The organism is Chondromyces crocatus (assembly GCF_001189295.1).
GTDB classification, from domain to species: Bacteria; Myxococcota_A; Polyangia; order Polyangiales; family Polyangiaceae; genus Chondromyces; species Chondromyces crocatus.
The window spans coordinates 4587960-4610688 of record NZ_CP012159.1; the positions used below are offsets into that span (position 1 = coordinate 4587960).

The 22729-nt window shown below is 69.4% G+C and carries 15 protein-coding genes; 9 read left to right on the forward strand and 6 right to left on the reverse strand.

Annotated features, from left to right (window positions below; genetic code table 11):
• Positions 1 to 28: 28 nt before the first annotated feature.
• Positions 29 to 1543, forward strand: a complete 1515-nt coding sequence (locus CMC5_RS48525; RefSeq protein ID WP_050435935.1) for a hybrid sensor histidine kinase/response regulator — start codon at positions 29 to 31, stop codon at positions 1541 to 1543.
• A gap of 158 nt (positions 1544 to 1701) precedes the next feature.
• Here the strand turns inward: CMC5_RS48525 and CMC5_RS16965 are convergent, their stop codons facing one another.
• Positions 1702 to 2346: a hypothetical protein gene (locus tag CMC5_RS16965; RefSeq protein WP_050431416.1), complete on the reverse strand. Its 645-nt coding sequence runs from the start codon at positions 2344 to 2346 to the stop codon at positions 1702 to 1704.
• Between the two features lie 350 nt (positions 2347 to 2696).
• Between CMC5_RS16965 and CMC5_RS16970 the strand changes: the two genes are divergently transcribed.
• Positions 2697 to 3878 (forward strand): diacylglycerol/lipid kinase family protein, encoded by a 1182-nt coding sequence (locus CMC5_RS16970; protein ID WP_245678475.1) that lies wholly within the window; start codon positions 2697 to 2699, stop codon positions 3876 to 3878.
• Positions 3879 to 3944: 66 nt separating this feature from the next.
• On the opposite strand, the gene CMC5_RS16975 is transcribed toward CMC5_RS16970, so the two are convergent.
• Positions 3945 to 5258, reverse strand: coding sequence for an inositol-3-phosphate synthase (locus tag CMC5_RS16975; protein WP_050431417.1), 1314 nt, complete (start codon positions 5256 to 5258; stop codon positions 3945 to 3947).
• 389 nt (positions 5259 to 5647) lie between these two features.
• On the opposite strand from CMC5_RS16975, the gene CMC5_RS16980 reads away from it, so the two are divergent.
• The gene (locus CMC5_RS16980) at positions 5648 to 6520 is read left to right on the forward strand and encodes a phosphocholine cytidylyltransferase family protein (RefSeq protein WP_050431418.1); all 873 of its coding nucleotides are present in this window, start codon (positions 5648 to 5650) and stop codon (positions 6518 to 6520) included.
• 255 nt (positions 6521 to 6775) lie between these two features.
• On the opposite strand, the gene CMC5_RS16985 is transcribed toward CMC5_RS16980, so the two are convergent.
• Together CMC5_RS16985 and CMC5_RS45920 are read right to left on the reverse strand one after the other, a co-directional pair.
• Positions 6776 to 8767 carry a hypothetical protein gene (locus CMC5_RS16985; RefSeq protein WP_050431419.1) on the reverse strand — a complete coding sequence of 664 codons (1992 nt, stop codon included), beginning with the start codon at positions 8765 to 8767 and terminating at the stop codon, positions 6776 to 6778.
• Positions 8764 to 9663 (reverse strand): CDP-alcohol phosphatidyltransferase family protein, encoded by a 900-nt coding sequence (locus tag CMC5_RS45920; protein WP_050431420.1) that lies wholly within the window; start codon positions 9661 to 9663, stop codon positions 8764 to 8766. Before CMC5_RS45920 ends, CMC5_RS16985 begins: the two co-directional genes overlap by 4 nt.
• Before the next feature lie 283 nt (positions 9664 to 9946).
• Here CMC5_RS45920 and CMC5_RS16995 point away from each other — a divergent pair, with 283 nt between their 5' ends.
• Genes CMC5_RS16995 through CMC5_RS17010 form a run of 4 tightly spaced genes read left to right on the forward strand, consistent with a single transcriptional unit; the run spans position 9947 to position 14998 of the window.
• Positions 9947 to 12541: an efflux RND transporter permease subunit gene (locus CMC5_RS16995; protein ID WP_050431421.1), complete on the forward strand. Its 2595-nt coding sequence runs from the start codon at positions 9947 to 9949 to the stop codon at positions 12539 to 12541.
• Between the two features lie 5 nt (positions 12542 to 12546).
• On the forward strand, positions 12547 to 13641 hold the full coding sequence (locus CMC5_RS17000; protein ID WP_050431422.1) for a glycosyltransferase family 4 protein: 1095 nt from the start codon (positions 12547 to 12549) through the stop codon (positions 13639 to 13641).
• A 13-nt stretch (positions 13642 to 13654) separates the two neighbouring features.
• Positions 13655 to 14116 carry a hypothetical protein gene (locus tag CMC5_RS17005; RefSeq protein WP_050431423.1) on the forward strand — a complete coding sequence of 154 codons (462 nt, stop codon included), beginning with the start codon at positions 13655 to 13657 and terminating at the stop codon, positions 14114 to 14116.
• Between the two features lie 54 nt (positions 14117 to 14170).
• Positions 14171 to 14998, forward strand: coding sequence for a fumarylacetoacetate hydrolase family protein (locus tag CMC5_RS17010; RefSeq protein WP_050431424.1), 828 nt, complete (start codon positions 14171 to 14173; stop codon positions 14996 to 14998).
• Between the two features lie 10 nt (positions 14999 to 15008).
• Here CMC5_RS17010 and CMC5_RS17015 read toward each other — a convergent pair whose 3' ends face one another.
• Together CMC5_RS17015 and CMC5_RS17020 are read right to left on the reverse strand one after the other, a co-directional pair.
• A complete protein-coding gene (locus tag CMC5_RS17015) occupies positions 15009 to 15407 on the reverse strand; it encodes a CBS domain-containing protein (RefSeq protein ID WP_050431425.1) in 399 nt (132 codons plus the stop codon).
• A 52-nt stretch (positions 15408 to 15459) separates the two neighbouring features.
• Positions 15460 to 16782: an LIC_10091 family protein gene (locus CMC5_RS17020; RefSeq protein WP_050431426.1), complete on the reverse strand. Its 1323-nt coding sequence runs from the start codon at positions 16780 to 16782 to the stop codon at positions 15460 to 15462.
• Positions 16783 to 16996: 214 nt separating this feature from the next.
• Here CMC5_RS17020 and CMC5_RS17025 point away from each other — a divergent pair, with 214 nt between their 5' ends.
• Together CMC5_RS17025 and CMC5_RS17030 are read left to right on the forward strand one after the other, a co-directional pair.
• Entirely contained in the window at positions 16997 to 19450 is a 2454-nt protein-coding gene (locus CMC5_RS17025; protein WP_218920277.1) for a dynamin family protein, read from the forward strand.
• 97 nt (positions 19451 to 19547) lie between these two features.
• Positions 19548 to 22619 (forward strand): helicase-related protein, encoded by a 3072-nt coding sequence (locus tag CMC5_RS17030; protein ID WP_050431428.1) that lies wholly within the window; start codon positions 19548 to 19550, stop codon positions 22617 to 22619.
• The last annotated feature ends 110 nt before the right edge of the window (positions 22620 to 22729 follow it).

Here is a 22729-nt window from a genome sequence, read left to right on the forward strand (position 1 = left end):
GAAAGCTGTCCCGGCGTCTGGAGGAGTGGTGCCTGCCCGCATTCTGATCATCGACGACAACACGACCCTGGCGGCGAATCTGCGCGACATCCTGGAAGGGGCTCCCGAGCTCGATGTGGAGGTGGTGCTCGCGTGCAACGGGAAAAAAGGGCTCGCGTTGGCCCGGCGCGAGGGGTTCGAGGTCGCGGTGGTGGACATCAAGCTGCCCGACGGCAACGGCGTCGAGCTCATCCGGCCGCTGCTGGAGGCATCTCCTCAGGGTGAGGTGGTGCTGGTGACGGGGTTCGCGACGGTGGACATGGCGATCGGGGCGCTCCGTGAGGGGGCCTTCGCCTTCGTGCTGAAGTCGTTTCGCCCGGAGGAGCTGATCTCGACGCTCGCTCAGGCGATCGCGAAGGTGACGCTGAAGCGGGAGCGCGAGGCGCTGGAGCGTCGCTACCGGGCGCTGATCGAGGCCGCAGGGGTGCTGATCCTGGGGCTGAACGCAGAGGGGCGGATCACGCTGATGAACCCGAGCCTCTCCGCACTGGCCGGGCCATCGGCGATGCTGGTGCTCGGCGCGGTGTTCACGGAGTCACTGAGCGAGGAGTCGGATCGGCGGCGGTTCGGGCATGCTTTCCAGAAGGCGCTGGAGAACGCAGTGGCCCCCGAGGTGGAGGTGGGGTTGCGCGACGCCGCGGGGGCCATCCGGCGGGTGCGGTGGCATCTGTCAGGGGTGCGGGGGGCACCCGGAAAGAAGGCGGAGCTGATCTACGGGATCGGTCTGGATGTGACGGAGCGGCGCGCGCAGGAGCGGCGCGCGGCGGACATGGAAGCGCTGAACGCCATGGCACCCCTGGCGCTGGGGCTCGCCCACGAGATCAGGAATCCGCTGAACGCGGCGGTGCTGGAGCTGCACCTGCTGTCCCGTTCCATCGATCGGATGGCCGACGAGGGGGCGCGCGGGCCCATGAAGCGACGGGTCGAGATCGTGGAGTCGGAGATCGCACGGCTGGGGCGTCTGCTGAGCGAATTCCTGGAGCTCGCGCGGCCGAGGGCGCCGCTGCGTGAGCCCGTGGATCTGTCGCGGGTGGTGGCCGAGGTGATGGAGCTGGAAGCCGAGGCGTTCGCGCGGGTGGGGGTGGAGGTGACGCGGGCGCTCGATGGGGACTGCTGGTCGCTGGGCGACGTGGAGAAGCTGAAGCAGGTGGTCCTGAACCTGGTGATGAACGCGCTGGACGCGATGCCCGAAGGCGGCGGGATCCGGGCCGCGACGGGCGGAGATGCCCAGGATGTATGGTTGTCGATCGGCGATACGGGGACGGGGATCGCGGCAGGGGTGCTGCCCGAGATCTTCGATCCGTTCTTCACGACGAAGCCCGGGGGGACCGGCCTGGGGCTGGCCATCGTGCAGAAGATCGTGGACCAGCACGGTGGACGTGTGTCCGTCGAAGCCTCCCCGACCGGGACCTGCGTTCGCGTGCTGTTCCCCCGCTACGTGAGCACTCCCTTGCCTCGCCCCAGCCCCTCCCGCCCCCCGCGCACCCACGGCGACGGAATTTGAAGCAGGGGCCGCAGGCCCCCACGCTCCCGATGGTCGCTACCCTGCGGTAGAAGCGGCCTCAGCAGGGGATGAGCTGATCAGTGGGAGGACGGCCCTCCTCGGCCGGGAGGCCGAGGGGATCACGAGAGCTGGGCAGAAGGAGTCGAGGAGGTGAGACGTCAGCCGACGACGCGCATCGGCGGCTTGAGGGGGAGGGGCGGCCGGGAGCCAGGCGCCGAGGGGGCTGGCTGCGGGACGACATCGCCCTCCAGGGCCGTCAGGGCGACGAGCACCTTGTCCATGCCGAAATCGAGCGCCGCTTCGCGCTGGAAGATCTGCACGACCTTGATCAGCATGAGCGAGTTCTGCTTGCCCAGGTCGATCTCCCGCTCGAGGAACGCCTCGAAGGAGCCGTACCCCTTCGCCTGGAAGAGGTCCTGCTGCTGGATGTCCAGCAGGACGAGGCCGATGTCGAAGAAGCCCTTGTCCAGCTTCTTCCGCAGGGTGCGGATTTTCTGGAGCTGGTTGTGCAGCTCGGCGACCTTGGCCTTGATCTCCTCGGCGCCGGCCGGCACGCGAATGGTCGCCCGCGCGCTGCCTGGGGGAGCCGGCTCAGCCGCACGAGCCCGCGCCTCGGCCGCATGCTTGGCCGCGTGACGCGCTGCCCACGGTGCAGCCCCCCGCAGCCCCAGCTTGCGCTTCGACGAGCCCTTGCTGTCGTCCTTGGCGGCCCCATCGGCGTTCTTGCCCTGGGATTCCGCACTCCCCTTGCCCGCCTTTTTCGCGGTCCCCTTCTCGGAGCTGCTCTTCGTCGTTTTCGCCATGTGCTGCGTCCCCGTAGCCCCCGGGCCCGCACCCTAGCGCGAGCCCGAAAGCGCAAGCTCAAGCTGTGTCCAGCGAGTGAATCCCCGCGCGGCTGTCAAGCCCCGAAAAATCGTGCCCGGCGCTGGCCTTACCAAAATCTCGTCACGTCCGTCCACTCCATTGAGAACTCCGTGACCATTTTCTCACGCCAAGCATGACCCGAAGTGGCTTCGAAATCCAAACGCACGGCCTCGCCCTCGGCGCAAGATTTCTGCTTCGCAGGCAGGGGGCCTGCGCCGTGCGATACGCATACGACGCGCTTTGGCCATGGCGGGTCCGTGGTCCGTGGGGTCCGTGATAGATGTGCCCGATGCACCGAGATCCCGCGGTATCCGAGCCTCAGGAGCCGATTGCCTCCGAGGCGCCGAATGGTGATGCGTCGCGTCAGGTGGCGGCGTCGGCTGCGCCGGCGTCGGTCGGGCCGAGCTCGGCTTCTTCAGGGCGTGCGGGGGCTTCCGGGCTGTCCGTGGGCACGACGCGCGACCGGATCGCCGTGGTGGTGAACGGCAATGCGAAGAGCGTGACCGACGAGGTCATCGAGACGCTCGATCAGATCCTCGATAGCGGCGATCTGTTCGTGTCCAGGCGGGTGGAGGACAGCGAGCGCATTGCCCGGACCCTGGTGGACCGGGGCTACGGCACGATCCTGACGGGGGGCGGTGACGGGACGTTCACGGTGGTGGTCACCTCGGTGGTGAACGAGGCGCGGCGTCGTGGTGCGCCGCTGCCACGGTTCGGTCTGCTGAGGCTGGGGACGGGGAACTCGCTGGCCTGGGTGCTCGGGGCGTCGAACGCGCCTGCGGGGCGAGGGCTCGCGGTCGATCTGCAGCGTCTGCGTGCGGAGGCGGGGAGCCGTGATCTGCGGCTCGTGGAGGCCGAAGGGGTGCTGTCGCCGTTCTGTGGCTTCGGTATCGATGCGGTGATGCTGCGCGATTACAACGAGGTGAAGGCGTCGCTCGCGCGCGGTCCGCTGCGTCGCTGGGCGCCCGGCCCGATCGCCTATACCGTCGCCGCGGTCACGCGCACCATTCCAGCATTCATCGTGCGCCGGACGCCTCACTGCCGGGTGATCAACGAAGGGAGCGACGCCTATCGCGTCGGGGAGAAGGGGTCGATCCTGGGCACGCCCATCCCGCGCGGGGGGGTGATCTACGAGGGGCCGGCGCGGATCGTCGCGCTATCGACGATTCCTTATTATGGCTTCGGCTTCCGGATGTTCCCCTATGCCGAGGACCGACCGGACCGGATGCAGCTCCGCATCTCGACCGTTCACCCCTTCACGTTCGTCCGGCACTTCTCGGGGATCTGGCGCGGCGAGTACGACGATCCCGAGATCATTTTCGATTACTTCGTCGACGACGTGACCATCGAGATGGATCCGCCCACGAGCTTTCAGATCGGCGGGGACGTGCGCGGGGAGCGGCGGCAGGTGCGGATGAAGCTCACCGATCCGATCCGGATCGTGGACTTCTACGCGCCGCCTCGGGGCTGAGCGCGCCGCGCGGATCGACGGGATCCGCCCGGCGCGTCGTGCTGTGCGGCGCAGCGGGCAGCGTGATCAGTCGTAGTACTCGTTGCCCAGGTGGGTGATGAGGTCTTCGCCCATCATCCAGCGCATGGTGTTCTTGAGCTTCATCGACTGGATGAACAGATCGTGCTCCGGGTACAGGTCGGGCGCGGTCATCGGGCTCTTCCAGTAGAAGCTCAGCCACTCCTGGGTGCCGCTGAAGCCGGCGCGCTGGGCGAGATCCATGAGCAGCGCGAGATCGAGCACGATCGGGGCGGCGAGGATGGAGTCGCGGCAGAGGAAGTTGATCTTGATCTGCATCGGATAGCCGAGCCAGCCGACGAGATCGATGTTGTCCCAGCCCTCCTTGGCGTCGCCGCGCGGCGGGTAGTACTCGATGCGCACCTTGTGGAACAGCTTGCCGTACAGCTCCTTGTAGACGTGCGGCTGGAGGATGTACTCGAGCACGCCCAGCTTGGAGACCTCCTTGGACTTGAACGAGTCGGGGTCGTCGAGCACCTCGCCGTCCCGGTTGCCGAGGATGTTGGTGGAGAACCAGCCGGCGATGCCGAGCATGCGGGCCTTGAGCCCGGGGGCGATGACGGTCTTCATCAGCGTCTGGCCCGTCTTGAAGTCCTTGCCTGCCAGAGGGACGCCGTGTTCGCGGGCGAGATCCCAGGCGGCCGGGAAGTCGACGGTGAGGTTGGGCGCGCCGTTGGCGAAGGGGACGCCCTCCTTGATGCACGCCCAGGCGTAGATCTGGGAGTTGGAGATGGCAGGGTCGCTCTTCGCGAGGCCCTCCTCGAACGCGGCCACCGACTGGTGCACGGTGGTGGGCTCGATGTAGACCTCGGTCGAGCCGCACCAGACCGCGACGGCGCGGTCGCAGCCGTTCTCCTTGATGAAGTTGCGGATGTCTTCGCGCACCTGCTCGACCATGTCGGCCTTGGTGGCGCCGGTCTTCACGTGGGTGCCGTTGAGACGCTTCACGTACTCGGGATAGAAGACGCCGCGCATGGGGCGGATGGCCGAGAGTTCGTCACGGACCGCATCGATGTGGCGGAGCTCGAGCACCTCGGCGTGCTTCGCGGACTCGTAGGCGTCGTCCGGGAAGATGTCCCAGCCGCCGAAGGCGACCTGGTCGAGGGAGGCGAGGGGCAGGAAGTCCTTGATCTTGGGGGCCTTGTTGTCGGTGCGCTTTCCGAGTCGGATCGTGCCCATCTGGGTGAGTGATCCGATCGGTTCGGCGAGCCCCTTCCGAGCGAGCAAAGCACCGGCGATCGTGGTGGTCGCGACGGCTCCGAGCCCGGGCAGGAGGATGCCCAGCTTCCCTTCAGCTTTCTTGATCTGCTTCGGCTGCTTCACGTGTGTTCCTTCGCGCTCGAGTTCTCCGGCCGGGGGACCGGCGACGCACGGAATCTCTCGCGCATTGCGACCACGTGCTCAGCATGGAATCACAGCGCGCGCCAGCGATTTTCATGCGCGGAGGACTGCTGTGGACATGCGTCCGCTCGCGCTGCGCACGCTGGAGGTCGCGCGTCTGGCGCGCTCCTGCGGTCATCATCCACCGCCCACCACGACATGTGGTGACTTCACCACAGTCGTGACATGTGGCGACTTCACCACACTGGGTAGCGTGGGTGGCAGCTGCGACGGAGCACGTTGCCAGCCGACGGAAAGGATTTGTTGCGCCGTCGAAGCGCGTGATAGTCCGCAGTGAGGCCTTCGTAGAGAGCCGTCAGGGACACGCGCTTATGTTGAATCGCTACTCGCTCGAGCGGGCCATCGTGCTCGCGGCTGGCACTGGATCGCGTCTCGTCAGCGGAGAGGTGTTGCCGAAGCCCCTCAAGTCAGTAGCTGGCGTGCCGCTGCTGGTTCGAATCCTGCGCACGCTGCAGGACGAGGGGATCCGGGAGGCGGTCATCGTCGTGGGGCACCAGGGCGAGCTGATCAAGCGCGCGCTGCTGGAAGAGCCATCGCTGCGGCTCGCGTTCACCTTCGTGCAGAACGATCGCTTCCTGCTCCGGAACGGCGTCTCCCTGCTCGCGGCGAGCGCGCATGTGGTCGAGGGGACGCTGCTGACGATGGCCGATCATCTCTACTCCCCGGAGATCGTGCGCTGCCTGCGCTCGATGGATCTGCCGCTGGGCGCCTCGGCGCTGGGCGTCGATCACGACATCGAGCGCTGCTTCGATCTCGACGATGCGACCAAGGTGCAGGTCGAGGCCGGGCAGATCGGTGACATCGGGAAAGAGCTGCCGAGCTACAACGCGATCGACACGGGCGTCTTCCGCATCGGGCCGGAGCTGTGCGCGGAGCTCGAGCGGATCTACGCCATGAACGGCGACTGCTCGCTGTCGGAGGGCGTCCGGGCGCTGTCGGCCCGCGGTCTGTTCCACGCCTGCGACGTCGGCGACGCGCAGTGGATCGACGTGGACACGCCGGCCGCATTGCAGCGCGCCGAGGCGATGCTCCAGGTCTTCGGCGACGCCCTCGGGGCCGAGCCGTCGTCGCAGCCGGGCGCCGAGCGGGACTCGCTCGTGGTCCCGGCTCCTGCATGGGCCCGCGCGAAGCAGCCCTACCAGGAAGACGGGTTCCAGAGCGCTCAGGACCTGTCGGCACCTTGATTCACACGGCAGGGGCACGCGACCCAGCCGCCCCGCCGAGCAAAGCTCGTCGGGGCCCCTTCACCCCGCGATCCACTCGGAAAATCGGGCATGTCTCGCCGCTTCGGGCCTGACGTCGTTGCGTCGAGAAGCGGGCGAAGTCCCGGCCGTGTGCATGAGCGTGTGAGGGCGGTACAAGCGGGCTGTCCTCCCGTGTGACGGCGCTCCAGAGAGGCTGTCCCCACGCGTGGGCAAGCTCTTCGGTACCTCGGGTCTTCAGCGCGAAGCCTGGGCAGAGGGAGTGAGCTGCGCCTGCACGAAACGCGTGCCGTCGTAGACCAGGAAGCGGTAGCGAGGGGAGGTGAGGGGCTCCGGGAAAGTGAACCGGACCCGGTGCACGTGGTTGTCCTCGTCGACCTCCAGGACGGTCGCCTTGAAGCGCCCCGTATCGAAGGTCTGGCCGACCTCGAACGGGTCACCGGTCGTGTAGAGCTGCTCGAAGAGCGTCGGGAAGAAGTGCCCTTCCCTGGGCTGGAGCTCGATCTCTCGGTCGCTCACCACGGTCGCGTCCACGTCGCCGTGAACGAACGACAGGGAGTAGTAGTGGATGCGCTCGGCGCCGAGGCCCTGGTACAGGGTCTCGACGTAGGAGAGCTGGTCGTTCTCGGTCCAGCGGGTGTAGTCGTCCACGCCCGTGGGCAGCTCCCGGCGGAGGTACAGGCCGTAGACGGCGGTCATCTCCCGCTGGTGCCAGTTGAGGAAGAACACCTCGAGACCGCTCTCCGGCAGGCGCGTGTAGTCGACCTCCGCCTGAAGAGACTCCTTCAAGGTCCGGTAGCGCCCCTCGAAGCTGTTCACGATGAAGACGCAGGCCTGGCAGAGCACGGGCGCGAGCACGAGGTGCAAGCCCGCCATGATCGCGAGCGACCAGCGCGCTCCCCGGGCCTCGCGCGTGGAGACGGGGATCGCGCCGTGGATTCGACGGAGGGCCTCCTCCATCACGCGTGCGGCCATGTAGGCGAAGCCGATCGAGGGGAGGAACAGGTTGCGAGGATCCGGGAAGCTCGTGGTCACGATGGCTTGCCCCGCGATCATCGTGATCAGGAAGAAGCGCAGCGGCTGGTCGTTCCGGAGCCACCGGAAGGCGAGCAGCCAGAAGGCGAGCGTCACCGCACCGAGCGCCGCTGCGGCCAGCGGGTAGTCGTGGACCGGCGTGCTGGAGAGCACGTGCAAGGGCACGCCGGTCGCGAGGATCACCGCGTGGTAGAACCCGGAGCGGAAGAACTGCGTGGCCCACAGGCCCGGGTTGTGGAGCGGGTTGATGTAATAGACGGAGTTCGCGCCGTGCCCGAAGCCGAAGTAGAGCGCGAGGAAGGCGAGGGTCACCGCCGCGAGCGTCGCGAAGGGCCACAGGTGAGGGCGCAGGCGGTTCCACAGCGGCTGGCCCTCGCGCTCCGGGAACACCACGGCCTGGGCCACCACGAAGACCGGGAGGATCAGGGCCGACTCCTTGGAGAGCAGCGCGCCCACGTATGACAGGACGACGAGCGGCAGGTGGTGGCGGCCCCGCCCCTCGCGGTAGCGCAGCCACGACAGGAGCGAGAGGAGCACCAGCGAGCCGCCGATGGTCTCGTTGCGGTTGGCGATCCAGGCGATGTTCAGCGCGTGGGCGTCGTCGAGCGCGAAGATGAGGACGGCGAGGACGTGGACCGCTGAGCCCGGCTTCAGGAAGCGCGCGAGGACACGGGAGACCAGGTAAACGGAGAAGGCGTACCACCCGATCCCGACGAGGTGCGCGATCGCCGCGTTGCCTCCGAAGATCTGGTGCTCGGCCCAGTACAGGATCGAGGGGATGGGGCGGAAGAAGGCGATCCGCATCTCCTCGCTCGTCCACCACGGCATCAGGCCGAAATGCTTGAAGGCAACGACCTGGTCGGCACTGTTCACGAGCGTGAACAGGTTGAACCGATCGGTGAAGATCTCCTTGAGCTGATCGAGCGCGACGAGGTGGAACCAGTCGTCCGCCATGAAGCCGCCACGCAGCGACGGCAGGTACAGCAGCGTGGTGAGGAGCAGGACGCCGAGCACCCCGAAGCGGGTGAGCGCGCGGGTCCACCCCGAGACGCGGCCACCTCCCGGCCCGGACCCCGACGCGGGCTCGGAGGTGTCGTCCGCACCGATCGGGAGCCCCACGGAGCCGGCGATCATGGCCCGCGCGTTCTTCTCGTGCCGGTGCCGGTGCTCGTGGTGGCGACGCCAGGGGATCACGCCGGGGCTCCTTCCGGGTCGACGTCGCTGCGGGTGACCCGCCGCTCCCAGAGCGCGGCGCCCACGCCCAGCGCGGTGAAGAGCACGATCCGCAGCACAAAGTAGATTTCGAAGCGGCCCAGCGCAGTGGCCAGGGCCATGAGGTCCATGTGGGGCGCGTTGCCGAGGAGGGCCCAGAGGCGCATGGGAGCGCGGTGGGCGGCGACGTAGGCATCGGCGACCGGGCCCGTGACGGGAATCTCGGCGAGGCGCGCGGCGCGCGGGTTCACGCGCCGGATCAGCGTCTCACGGTTCCCGAGCTGCCAGACGAAGACCGTCATCACCGCCCGCTGGAAGAGCGGAGCTCGGCGCTCCCGCAAGCGCGCCAGGGTCTCGGCGGCGCGAGCGCGGTCTCCACCGCTGTGTCGCCCACCCGTGAGAAAGCGCAGGTACATCGCGCAATGAAAGTCGTAGAGCATGAGGTGGTGCGCCCACGCGACGTGCGCGAGCAGCCCGAGCGCTGCCGCCATCGCGAGCGGCATCCTGTGCTCGGCCAGGTAGTAGACCGCGGCGAGGGTCGTGGCGACGTTCACCGCGTAATCCGAGGCGCCGTCGATGGCGTGGCCTGCCTCGGAGGACGTCTTCTTCAGGCGCGCGATCATGCCGTCGACGCCATCGAGGATGGCCGACGAGAACAGGAGGAGCGCGCCACAGAGCAGCGACACGGGTGTGCCGATCACGATGCACGCCGCGGAGCCGAGGCCCGCGAGCAGCGAGAGCAGCGTGACCTGATTCGGCGTGATCGGCGTGCGCACCAGTGGCCTCGCCAGGAGGAGCTGGAGCGGGCGATGAACGTGGAGGTTCACGGGATCCTCCACGTCCGGAGACTTGATGACGTCGCGCAGCTGGATGGACATCGAGGGCGCCGTTACGCCTCCTATGTGACACGGAGACCGCGTGGAGGGAATGGCGCTGGCGCGACCTCGCGCGGTGTGAATTGACGGCACAGGCAGCAGACGAGGCCGCGAAAACGCGGTGGCGCCTCCCTCGTGCTGCTTTGCCCTCGCGGGTTGCGACCTCTCGTCGCTGCGAACTAAGCTCGTGCTCCGATCGCGCCTGGCTTGCTGGAGCCCTGGTTTCCACGGGGAACCAGGGCACCTCGCCACACCTCTCCGGCTCCGCCCGCGCGCCTGTGTCTCCATGGAAGAGAAAAAGTCTCCTCGCATCCTGCAAAGGCTGGGCGCCGCGCAGGCGAGCCGCCCCTGGCTGTTCCTGCTGATTGCCGTGCTGTCGATGCTGCCGACCGGCCTCCTCGCGACGCAGCTGGGCTTCAAGCCGGATTTCTCGGAGCTGCTCCCGGACAACAAGGACAGCGTGATCGAGATGCGCCGCGTCTCGCAGCGGCTCCCGGGCATCACCACGCTGGCGATCACGGCAGAGATCGCTGACGGCAAGAACCGCGCGGCCCTCGAAAAGTTCGTCGACACCCTCACCCCACGCCTCGAAGCGTTCGGACGGGACGAGGTGGCGCTCGTCGATCGTGGCGTCCACGAGAGCCGGAAATTCTTCGACGAGAACAAGCTGCTCTACGCCGAGGTGAAGGATCTCCAGTCGGCTCGGGACGAACTGACGGAGCGCTACGAGTACGAGGTCCAGAAGCAGCTCGGTACCCTCCTCGACGACTCGGACCCTCCTCCTCCGATCACCGCCGCGTCCATCCGGGAGCGTCTCCAGCAGAAGACGGCCGAGGCGAACAAGAGCACGCCGGCCACCGCGACGGCGACCGCCAGCAAGCCCGGCGAGCCGGCCAGCGATCCGTACCCCGGTGGCTACTACATGAGCCCGGACGGGACGTTCATCACCGTCATCGTCCGGACCTCGGTGCAAGGGCGCGCCGCGCGGCAGGCGCTCCTCGGGAAGGTGGAGGCCGCCGTCGCCGAGGTGAACCCCACCCAGCTCGATCCGACCATGAAGGTCGGCTACACCGGCGATCTCGTCATCAGCGCCGAGGAGTACGAGGCCATCGTCAGCGACCTGTCCGAGGTGGGCATCGGCGGCGTCCTCGGCGTGCTCGCCAGCGTGCTCATCTTCTTCCGCAAGATCCGCACGGTGCTGGTGATGGGCGGGAGCATCGCCGTCGGCCTGGTCTGGACCTTCGGGATCACCTACTTCGCCATCGGCTACCTGAACAGCTCCACCGGCTTCCTGGTCAGCATCATCGCCGGCAACGGCATCAACTACGGCATCATGTACATGGCGCGCTACCTCGAAGCGCGCCGCGACGGCTCTCCCGTCACCGAGTCGATCCACATCGCCCACCGCGACACCTGGCTGCCCACGCTCGCCTCGTCCGGCACCGGCATGCTCGCGTACGGGTCGCTCGTGGTCACCGACTTCCGCGGCTTCAAGCACTTCGGGATCATCGGCGGCTACGCGATGATCGTCTGCTGGGCCGCGACCTACCTCTTCACGCCCGCCTTCCTCGCCGCGACCGAGCGCATCCTCCCGTCCTTCAAGCCCCTCGCCCCTGGCGAGACGCGCGCTGGATCTCGCGGCTACTACGGCATCGTCTTCTCCTGGCTCGCCCACGCCGCGCCGAAGACCGTCGTCGCCATCGCCGTGCTCATCGGCATCGGCTCCACCTGGCTCTCGTACCGCTACCTCGCGGGCGATCCGATGGAGTACGACATGAAGAACATCCGCAGCGAGTCCGGCTCGACGCCTGCGGTTGCGCTCTCGGGCCGGGTCGGCAAGGTCGCCGGGCGCCTCTCGCAGGACGGCATGGCGATCATGACCGATCGCCTCGACCAGGTGCCGATGCTCGAAGCCAAGCTGCAGGAGCGGTACGACGCCGCGCCCGCCGATCTGAAGCCCTTCGAGCGGGTGGTGACGATCTACTCGCTCCTCCCCACGCAGCAGGTCGAGAAGATTCCGCTCATCGAGGAGATGGAAAGGCTCGTCCGCAGGGCGCGCAACCGAGGCTTCATCGCCGACAAGGACTGGGCCGACATCGAGCCCGTCTTGCCGAAGGGAAAGCTCGAGCCCATCGGCATCGACGATCTCCCCGAGCAGGTCGCGCGCAGCTTCACCGAGCGTGACGGCACCCGCGGCCGCATCGTCTACATCGTCCCCAAGAGCGGCTTCAGCGTGTGGGACGCGAAGTACCTCATCCGCTGGGCCGACAGCTTCCGCTACACCGAGCTGCCCACCGGCGAGGTGATCAAGGGCTCCGGCCGCGCCGTCATCTACGCCGACATGATCCAGGCCATCATCGACGACGTCCCCAAGGCCACCGCCGTGGCCGCCGCCGGCGCCATCCTCATCATCCTCATCGCCTTCCGCGGCCACTACCGACAGGCCCTCGGCGTCTTCTTGCCCTGGTATCTCGGCGTGAGCCTCCTGTTCGCTTTCCTTTACCTCCGCGGCATCAAGCTCAACTTCCTGAACTTCATGGCCGTACCCATCACCATCGGCATCGGCGCCGAGTACGCGCACAACATGATGCAGCGCTACCGCTCGGAGGACGGCCAGCGCATCGACCGGGTGATCGTCGAGACCGGCGGCGCCATCGTCGCCTGCGCCCTCACCACCTGCATCGGCTACATCGTCCTCATGTGGTCCATCAACCGCGGCATCAAGAGCTTCGGCCTCGCTGCGGCCACGGGCGAAGCGGTTTGCCTCTTCGCCGCCCTCCTGGCGCTTCCCTCGTCCCTCGTCCTGGTCCAGCGCTGGAAGGCGCGCCAGCAGCAGAGCGCGCTCTCCGGCCCGCTCCCGCAGCCGTCACCGCAGGACTAGCCCGCGTGCGCGTCCTCTACCTCGCCCCGAACATCCCCGTCCCTGGCACCCACGGCGGCTCGACCCACGTCACCCAGGTCCACCGCGCCCTCCAGCGACGGGGCCACGAGGTCCTCCTCCTTGCGCGCACCGGCTCCACCGAGCCGGGCGTGCTCCCCCTCGGGACCGACCTCTTCCCCGTCTACAAGCACCTCGTCCCCGCCTACTACTTCGCACGCGCCCTCGCAGCCGTCCGCCGCTTCGCACCTGACGTCGTCTACGAGCGCTACTCCGCCTTCGGCCTCGGCATCGCCTTCGGCCGCGCCCTCGGCATCCCCAGCGTTCTGATGACCCTCGATCGCGACGCGAGCCCCCTCTCGTTCCACTTCGCCGAGCGCATCGTCGCCACCTCCGACGAGTTCATCCCCGCCCGCTACCGCCCGAAGGTCCGCCTCGTCCACTGGGGCGTCGACGTCGCTGGCCTCTCCCCCGAAGGCGCCGCCGCCGTCCGCCAGCGCCTCGCCCCTGCCGGCGAACGGATCGCCCTCTACACCGGCAGCTTCCACCGCTGGCATGGCGTCGACGCCCTCGTCGAGGTCGCGCGGCACTGGGACGGCCCGCCCCTCGTCATCGCCCTCGTCGGTGACGGCCCCGACCGCGCCCGCATCGAGCGCCTCGCCCGCAGCGCCACCCGCGCCCGCGTCGTCTCGACCGGCCGCGTCCCTCACGCCGACATCGGCGCCTACCTCGCTGCGGCCGACGTGTGTGTGGCCCCCTATGCCCCCGCCCGCCACCCCTTGTTTCGCGTCCACGGGATGAACCGCGATCCCATCAAGGTCCTCGAGTACATGGCCCTGGGGCGCCCGACCGTCACCATCGACATCCCCCGACTTCGCGCCCTGTTCCAGCCCGAAGAGCACGTCCTGCTCTACCCGGCGGAAGACGCCCGCGCCCTGAGCGCCCAGCTCCGGAGGCTGCTCGACGATCCCGCGCTCGCGAAGAAGGTCGGCGACGGAGGCGCTGCGCTCGTGCGCGAGCGCTACTCCTGGGACCACCACGCCGAGGAGCTGGAGCGCATCTTCCTCGAAGCCATGCGCCGTGAGCCCGTCACGCCCCCGTGATACGACCTACCCCATGATCATCGGGAAGCGGTGGGGCCTCGTCGTGCTCGCGGGAATCATGGCGGCGGCGCCGAGCGCCTGTTCGAGCGACCCGGACCCTGGACCCAGCACGGGGGGCGAGGGAGGAAGCGGCAACGCGGGTCAAGGCGCAGCGGCTCCGACCGGAGGCGGTGAAGGCGGCGCCGGTGCCTCCGGCGGGGCAGGGGAGGGCGGCTCCAGCGCCCCGGACTGCAGCGTCATCCCTGCGTGCTCCATCTGCGCCCAGTGCGCTGGCGACGGCCCGTGTGCCGCCGAGAGCGACGCTTGCCAGGACAGCTCCGCCTGCCGCGCGTACATCGTCTGTTACAACGACTGCCTCGCCTCCGATCCGGACTGCAAAGACATCTGCGATCAGATCTATGCCGAGGACGCTCCGGAGTTCGCCCCCTACCACGCCTGCTACACCAGCGTCTGCGGCAGCTCCTGCGGAAGCTGACCCCTCACGCGGCCGTGCTTGCCGCCGCCGCGGAGTCACACTTCCCTGACCCGCATGCGCTTCGCCCGTCTCGCCCCACCCGATCAGGATCGACCGCCCTTCTACGCCCGCCTCGAAGGCGCCGCCGCGCTCGTCCTCGATCGCGCCCCCTGGCTCGGCGGGACCACGACCGGCGAGTCCGTCGCCTGGGTGGACCTCGACCTCGCCTGCCCCGTCGAGCCCACCAAGATCCTCTGCGTCGGCCGCAACTACGCCGCCCACGCCCGCGAGCTGGGCAACGACATCCCCAAGGAGCCGTTGCTCTTCCTCAAGCCGCCCTCCTCCCTCCTCGGTCCCCTCCAGACCATCGTCCTGCCTCCTGACAGCCAGCGCGTCGAACACGAGGCCGAGCTGGGCGTCGTCATCGGCCGGCGTTGCCGCAACGTCTCCCCCGAGGACGCCCTCGCCCACGTCTTCGGCTACACCTGCCTCGGCGACATCACCGCCCGCGACCTCCAGCGCAAGGACGTCCAGTTCACCCGCGGCAAGGGCTTCGACACCTTCTGCCCCGTCGGTCCCTGGATCGAGACGGCGCTCGACCCGGCGCAGCTCCGCATCCGCGCCACGGTCAACGGCAAGCTCCGCCAGGACGGCCCCACCTCCCAGATGATCTGGGGCGTCCCCGCCCTCATCGCCGCCATGAGCCGCGTCATGACCCTCGAACCTGGCGACATCCTCGCCACCGGGACGCCCGAAGGCGTCGGCCCCCTCGTCGATGGCGACGAGCTCGTGATCGAGATCATGGGCGAGGGCGACCGGGCGCCAGGAATCGGCGCCCTCCGGGTCTCCGTGGCGACTGCAGACGCGTCCGACGGTGGCGCTTCGACCCTGCCCGACGCCTGAGCCCAGCGGCTCACCCCGGCGCGCGCACCACCAGCCGACCCTTCGCGATCGCCTTCACCACATCCATCGGTGTGATGATGCCCGCGAGCTGACCCTGGCCATCCAGGACCATCAGCCGGTGTACCCCGTTCGCTGCCAGCGATGCGATCGCCACCTCCAGGCTCTCGTCGACCCCGACCGAGATCACCTTGGCCGTCATCAGGTGCCGCACCAGCGACCCCTCGGGCGCGGGCCCATCCAGCTTCACGACATCGCTCTGCGAGAACACCCCCACGACGCGCTCCGCATCGTCACACACCGGCGCCCCGCTCACCCCGATGGTGGACAGCGTGTTCGCCGCCTCCGCCAGCGTCATCTCTGGCGAGAGGGTCACCACGCTGTTCGTCATCACGTCGCTCACCCGCAGCATCGATCCACCTCGCGCGGCAGCGAACCATGGGGCGCCGCAGGGATCAACGCCGCTAGGGCGCTCCCTCGGTGACCACCTCCCAGAAGCTGCGGGGCGGCTTTTTCTCCTGCCGCGCCGTGAAATCGGCGAACCGCTGCGAGACCGTCGCCGTCCTGTGCCCCTGCATCTGTCGCGGGTGCCGCCGCCCCTGGTCCAGGTACGCCCGCACCAGCACCCCGTCCTCGCGGACCGGCAGCGCGGCCACGTTCCGCAGCCACCGAGACCACACCTTCGGCTCCAGCAGGTACTGCTCCACGTTGGACACGTAGAACACCGACACCTCCATCCCCTTCTCCCGCAGGAGCGTCGCGATGGCCGGCATGGCCCGGTCTCCTGCGAAATCGCCCACCACCGGCACGATCCGGTGCTCTCGCTGCATCTGCTGCACGAAGCGGAACGACGCCTCGTTTGCCAGGAAGCTGCGCCGCACACCGCCTGGATCCTGCTGCACCAGAAGCTCGCGGAGCGACGGGTAGCGACGCCCCGAGGACTCGTGCAGCTCGAACCGCAAGCCGAGCTGACGCTCCTGGAACCGGCGCGCCATCAGCTCCATCGACTTCCGATCCGCCGCGTTCAGCGCCACCCCCCACGCCTGCTCCACCCGGCGCTGCGCGCGCTCCAGCGTGGCGGTCACCGTCGCCTCGTCCGACGCCCTCCGCTCCGCGTGCCGGATCACCGCCTCGATGTCCCCCTCGGAGCCCGGGTCTCCGTCGGCCTCCCAGGGCCGACCCAGCAGCAAGGCCAGGAAGTGCGCCCGGCTCTCCGCTTCGACGAAGAGCGCTTTGTAATAAAGGTGGTGGACCAGGTTGTCCCGCCGGATGTCGACCAGGAACGCCGCACTCGGTCGCGAAAGCGCGATGTACGTGAAGTTCTGCTCGGGCCCCACCCCCAGGTAGACCCCACCCGCAGGCCGGGCCGCGAGCGCGCTGGCGATCTGCAGGTACGACGTCTCGTTCGAGATCAGGTTGTCGGAGAAGAACTCCCCGTTCGGCTCCGACAGCGTGCTCACCAGCTCGGAGAACCCTCCCAGCCCGCCCGCCTTCGCCGCCGCGGCATCTCCCGTGCTTGCATCCTCCGCGCCTGCGTCGCCCGGACCTGCCGGGAGCCCTCCTGCTCCGGCGCCCTCGGGCGGGCGCGCGCTCACGCTGCCGGCGACCAGCTCCCCCGCGTGCGCTTCCCCCGACGCTGCCGGGCCGACCGCCGTCCCAGCGGAGCCGGCGGGACGGGCCGCTGGAGGCGCCTCGGCGTCACTGCACCCGTTCAACGAAAGCAGGACCACCAGCGAGAGTGGCGCGAGCTGATGGCACATCGAGGCGAAGACGCGGAAGCTCAGCATGGTTCCGACAGGGAACGCCGGCCGAGGTGGCAAACATTCCGTGGACTGACACCTTCGACGGGTGCATGCCTGTGGGAGCAGGACAACGCCGGAAACGATGGTTATATCCCGCGACGACGCTCCTGCTCGCCGTTGACTCCATGCACATGCTCGACCGAACCCGCGCGCTGCGCCCGCGCAGCCCGCAGTTACCCTCAGGGAACCTTCCATGACCATGACCCCCCGATCCACCGAATCGACCTTGCTCGAGTGGTACACCCGCGCAGCCCGCCCCTTCCTGGAGCACCATGCTCCTGGACATCTCGCCTCCCTCGACCAGCAGAGCAAGCGCCTCGCCCAGCTCACCCATGCTTCCCGTGAAGAGGTCGCCGCGTGCTTCCTCGGCGCAGCCGGCGTCGGCAAGAGCACCCTCCTCAACGCCCTCGTCTCCGAGCGCTACAACCTCCTCCCGCACGGCGGCGTCGGCCCCCTGACCGCGCAGGCCACCGTCGTCCGCTACGCCGACGCGCCGTACTTCCGCGCCACGTACCTCCCTGCCAGCGCGCTCAACCGCATCCTCTTCGCCATCGAACGCGCCCACGAGATCGCCACCCGACGCGCCCTCGATCCCGCCGCCACCGAGGCCGTCGCCGCCGCCCTCGACGAGGAAGAGCGACGCGAAGCCGAAGCTGCCGTCCCCGTCTCTTCCCCGGACGACCCCACCGAAGGCGCCCGTGACAAGATCGACGCCTACGAACGCCAGGTCCGCCTCCTCATCCAGGGCGAACAGCAAGGCGAGATCGACGCGCCCTTCCTCCTCGACGCGCTCCGCACCGTCCTCGGCCTCCCGCTCCGCTGGAACGGCCGCCCCCTCACCCCCGAGGAGCGCGGCCGCATCGAGTGGCTCCGCGAGTGCATCAAGCTGCCGCTGCGGAACGGTGCCCACCGTGAGCAACGCGCCGACGGCGACCTCGAGACCTTCCTGCGTGACCTCCGCGAGCACGCCTCCGGCTTCCTCGCCCCCTTGATCAAAAGGCTCGAAGTCGGCTGGACCGCCGACGCCCTCCGCGAAGGCCTGACCTTCGTCGATCTCCCTGGCGTCGGCGTCGCCAACGACGAGTACCGCAACGTCACCGCCGAGTGGATCCGCGACCGCGCGCGCGCCATCGTCCTCGTCGTCGATCGCGCGGGCGTCACCGAAGCGAGCGCCGACCTCCTCCGCTCCACCGGCTTTCTCAACCGCCTCCTTCACGACAGCGACGACGCCGAGGCCGAGCCCGTGTCCCTCGCCGTCGTCATGGTCAAGGTCGACCAGTCCGCCGACGCCGCCTGGCAAGACGAGAAGCTCCTCAAGCCCGGCAGCGCGCGCAAGTGGGGCGAACACTGGCGCGACGTCCACGCCCGCGCCGTCGACGTCGCCCGCGCCCAGCTCCGCCAGGAGCTGGAGAAGCTTTCCTCCGAGGGCCCCGACGCCACCCGTGACGAGCGCCAGGCCGCCCTCGCGCGCGTCCTCGACACCGTCCAGATCCACGCCGTCTCCGCCCCCCAGTACCGCCTGTGGCACCTCCAGGACGACGAAGAGCGCCCCCGCATCAAGAGCGCCGAGGAGTCCCGCGTCCCCGAGCTGCTCTTCGCCCTCCGCACCTTCGCCACCGACCACCGCGCCCGCCGTGATGCCCAGCTCGCTGCCGCCCGAGCCGACTTCCAGCGCCGCGTCCGCGCCTCCCTCGACCTCGTGCGCGCCGAGTGGGAACTGGACGCCCGCGCTGAGCGGGAGGCTCAGCAGCTCCGCGAGGAGCTGGAGACCTTTCTCGCCCCCAAGCAACGCGAACTCGACGCCCGTCAGGGCGCCTTTCGCGAGTTCCTCCGCGAGAGCCTCCCTGCCCAGATCGACGCCCAGGTGAACGCCGCCAGCCTCCAGGCCAAGGAGGACATCGCCCGTTACCTCGGCCGCCTCAAGAAGCTCCACTGGGCCACCCTCCGCGCCACCGTCCGCCGCGGCGGCGCCCACCTCAACAACAAGGGCGTCCACCTCGACCTCCCCAATGCCCTCGCCCTGCGCTTCGAGGAGCCCATCGCCATCGTCTGGTCCAAGCACGTCCTCACGGCCCTTCGCCGCAGGACCGCCGAGCTGGGGCAGGACTACGTCGCCCTCGTCGGTGAGGTCGTCACCTGGGCCAGAAGCCAGGACGCCCGCGTCCAGGGCCGCTTCGTCGAGGCCCTCCACGAGAGCCTCGTCGCCCAGACCCAGGACCTCGCCTCCATCGGCAAGGACGCCGTCGACGAACTCAAGAAGAACGTCCGCGCCCAGCTCTACGCCCAGCTCGTCACCCGCGTCCGCCAGCGCTGCCAGGTCTTCGTCGACCAGAAGAGCGACGTCGGCCCCGGGGTCAAGCAGCGCATCCTCGAACTCTTCGGCGAAGAGCTGGCCGCTGGCGTCGTGGAGATCGCCCGCCCCGCCGCCGCGAAGGTACTCCGCGACAACTACAACGCCATCCAGGCCGAGATCACCGAGCGCTTCGCCGCCTACCAGAACCCCCTCGACAGCGCCCGCGACGCCATCGTCGGCTCCCACCAGGACAGCATCCGCCGCAGCGATGCCGAGCGCCGCCAGGGCGTCCTCGATCAGATCGACACCATCGCTCGCGCTGCCCCCGAGACCACCGTCGCCCCCAGCGCCACCGACTGATCCGCTGCTTCTCTCTCTCCGCGAGGGCGTCACCCGGGCTTCCACGTGAACCTCCCGGGCCGCCCTCGCGTGCCGCTCCTCGCCTGGACGACCCCCCATGACCAGCCCTCCCCGCGACTCCCTCCGCGCTTCCGCTGCTCCCTCGATCCAGGACCGCACCGTCCTGCGCCGAGCGGGAGATCCCACCCCCTGGACCCTCCTCCGCGCGCACCGCAGCTTCGGCTTCGACGAACTCGACCTCCTCCGCCCACCAGCCCGCTTCTGGTCCGACGGAGCCGCTGCGCCTCCGCCCGCCGCACTCCACGTCGACGCCCGCCGCGCCGAGCCCTTGCCCACCCCTGCCGAGCTTCTCCAGCGCGGTCCTGATCTCCAGCGCGTTCCTGACCTCCAGCGCCCCGACCCGCCCACCACCCCCTGGCCCGCGCTCTCCCAGCGCAGCCTCGACCGACTCCTCGCCTGGTTCCTCGTCCTCGAAGACCCCCAGCGCCGCCTCGACGCCCAGCCCGTCGTCACCCTCGCGCACCAGGCCAGCGTCGTGCAGCACATCCTCCAGCACCCCCACCTCCGCCGCGTCCTCCTCGCCGACGAAGTCGGCCTCGGCAAGACCATCGAAGCCGGCCTCCTCGTCCGCGAGATCCTCGCCCGCGACCCTGCCGCGCGCGTCCTCTACCTCGCCCCCGCCCGCCTCACCCGCAACGTCCGCCGCGAGCTGGACCGCCTCGGCCTCGCCTTCCGCTCCTGGGTCGCCACCACCGATCGCGACGCCTCCCTCACCGACCCTTGCGTCCTCGCCAGCATCCACCGCGCTGCTCTCGACACCCGCCTCCCCGAGTTCCTCGCCGCCCCGCCCTGGGACCTGATCATCGTCGACGAGTGCCACCACCTCTCCGACGCCGCCCCCCTCGGAGGCCGCCCTGGCGCCCAGTACCGCCTCGTCGCCCAGCTCGCCGAGCGCCTCGGCGATCGCGGCCGCCTCCTGCTCATGAGCGGCACCCCGCACCAGGGCCAACCCGATCGCTTCCGCAACCTCCTCCGCCTCCTCCTCGCCCCTGGTGAAGACGAAACCGCCCTCGCCGGCCGCGTCATCTACCGGACCAAGGAAGACGTCCACGACTGGCACGGCCGCCCCCTCTTCCCGGGCCGCCGCATCAACCCCCCCCTCGTCGTCGACCTGCCCCCCGAGCACCGCGCCTGGGTCGAAGCCATCCACCACTACTTCGACCCCGACCGCGCTCCGGCCACCGCCGCCGCTGCTACGACCGCCGCTCCCCTCGGCAACGAGAAGGCCGCCGCCATCGACAGCACGAGCCGCTCCGCAGGCCCCGCGACCTCCACCTGCGCCGCCGCCTCCACCCTCTCCCTGCCTGCCCGACGCGCCTCGGGCTGGCGCGCCGCCCAGGCCCTCCAGTGGGCCACCTCCAGCGTCCACGCTGGCCTCGGCTACCTCGTCCGCCATGCCATCCGCGCTGGCTTCACCTCGGCCGACCTCCCGGCCCTCCGCCCCGCCCTCGAAGCCCTTCGCCCCTACCGTCTCGGCGCACCCGACGAACCCATCGGCGCCCTCCACGCGCGCCTCGCTCGCGAGATCGCCCGCCAGCGCCGCGCTGCCGACACCACCCGCGACGACACCACGAACGACGACGCCACCGACGCCACCGACGCCACCAGCGCCGCCGACGACCTCGACGACCTCGAAGACGTCATCGAAGACCCTGGCTTCCAACCGGATCCCGAGCTTCTCGCCACCCTCCTCCTCGACGCCGTGCAGCTCCTCCGCACCGACGACGCCCGCTGGGACCTCCTCTACGCCCGCCTCCTCGAACCCTGCGCCCCCGAGAAGGTCGTCCTCTTCGCCCAGCCCATCGAGACCGTCACCGCCGTCGCCGCCTACCTCACGCGACGCACCGGAGAACGCCCCGCCCTCCTCCTCGGCGGCCAGACAGACGCCCAGCGCGCCCGCGAAGTCACCACCTTCTGCGACCCGCACGGCCCCCGCTTTCTGATCTCTTCACCTGCCGGCAACGAAGGCTTGAACCTCCAGATCGCGCGCCGCCTCGTCCACCTCGACGTCCCCTGGAACCCCATGGACCTCGAGCAGCGCATCGGCCGCGTGCATCGCTTCCTCTCCCTCCGCACCATCCTCGTCGACACCCTCGTCACCCAGCACAGCCGCGAGGTCGACACCTACGCCGCCGCCCGCGACAAGCTCCGCACCATCGCCAGCGCCCTCGTTCCTGCCGAGCGCTTCGACGGCCTCTTCACCCGCGTCATGTCCCTCATCCCCCCCGAGGAACTCCAGGACCTCCTCGGCCGCGCCCCCCTCGGCCCCCTCACCGACGCCGACCACACCCGCCTCTCCGAACTCGTCCATCGCGGCTTCGAGCAATGGCGTGCCTTCCACGACCGCTACGCTGGCGCCCAGCACGCCCCGCACGACCTCGACCCTGGCGTCGCGACCTGGAGCGACCTCGCCCTCTTCGCCCGCCGCGCCCTCTCCGCCACCGACGCCGAGGGCTTCACCACCCTCCAGTTCTCCGCGCACGGCGACGAGATCCACGGCGCCTTCGAGCCCGCCCCCGTCCTTGCGATCGACGACCGCCCCTACGCCTGCACCGACCCGACCGGCGTCCCCGTGATCCGCGACGATGGCACCCTCGCCACCCCGCTCGGCCTCAACGTCCCTTGCATCGCTCGCGCGCTTCGCGAGCGCATCGCTTCGAGCACCCCGCTCGGCGCCGCGCACCTCACGTGGCCATCCGACCTCGCCCCTCGTCCGCACCCCACACCCTTCGGTCTCCTCGTCGCCGTCCGACAGTGCGTTCTCCTCGACCAGGGCGCCGTCACCGAGCGCTCCACCACCCTGCACGGCGCGCTCGTCTTTCCCGACGGCACCCACCGTGCTCTTCACTTCGGCCCAGACGCTTCCTTGCACCAACCCGGTTCTGACGCGCGCTCACGTCAGGCACCGTCCCTCCCTGGCGCCCCTCTGCTGCGCGTCCTCCTCCGCGCCCCTGTGTCCGCTCACCCCGAGAGCGACCCTGTCCTCCTCCACGCCGTGCGGTACGCCGAAGCCGCGCTTCTCGATGGCCTTCGCCAGCGCACCGAGATCGAACACACAGCGGACGCGACCCTCGCCGTCTCCCCCCTCCTTGCTGCCATCCTCCACTGACCTCGCCACGCAGCGATCCTTCCCGGACCTCGCACCCTCCTCGTCCGAGCGCGCCTCCATCCTCGTCTCAGCGCATGACCCGCGTCTCAGCGCATGACGCCGAGGAGCGT

Bases quoted from the DNA above. Each gene is read 5' to 3' on its own strand.
- CMC5_RS16965 (WP_050431416.1), bottom strand. From the start codon at position 2,346: ATGGCGAAAACGACGAAGAGCAGCTCCGAGAAGGGGACCGCGAAAAAG.
- CMC5_RS16970 (WP_245678475.1), top strand. From the start codon at position 2,697: ATGCACCGAGATCCCGCGGTATCCGAGCCTCAGGAGCCGATTGCCTCC.
- CMC5_RS16980 (WP_050431418.1), top strand. From the start codon at position 5,648: ATGTTGAATCGCTACTCGCTCGAGCGGGCCATCGTGCTCGCGGCTGGC.
- CMC5_RS45920 (WP_050431420.1), bottom strand. From the start codon at position 9,663: ATGTCCATCCAGCTGCGCGACGTCATCAAGTCTCCGGACGTGGAGGAT.
- CMC5_RS16995 (WP_050431421.1), top strand. From the start codon at position 9,947: ATGGAAGAGAAAAAGTCTCCTCGCATCCTGCAAAGGCTGGGCGCCGCG.
- CMC5_RS17005 (WP_050431423.1), top strand. From the start codon at position 13,655: ATGATCATCGGGAAGCGGTGGGGCCTCGTCGTGCTCGCGGGAATCATG.
- CMC5_RS17010 (WP_050431424.1), top strand. From the start codon at position 14,171: ATGCGCTTCGCCCGTCTCGCCCCACCCGATCAGGATCGACCGCCCTTC.
- CMC5_RS17015 (WP_050431425.1), bottom strand. From the start codon at position 15,407: ATGCTGCGGGTGAGCGACGTGATGACGAACAGCGTGGTGACCCTCTCG.
- CMC5_RS17020 (WP_050431426.1), bottom strand. From the start codon at position 16,782: ATGCTGAGCTTCCGCGTCTTCGCCTCGATGTGCCATCAGCTCGCGCCA.
- CMC5_RS17025 (WP_218920277.1), top strand. From the start codon at position 16,997: ATGACCCCCCGATCCACCGAATCGACCTTGCTCGAGTGGTACACCCGC.
- CMC5_RS17030 (WP_050431428.1), top strand. From the start codon at position 19,548: ATGACCAGCCCTCCCCGCGACTCCCTCCGCGCTTCCGCTGCTCCCTCG.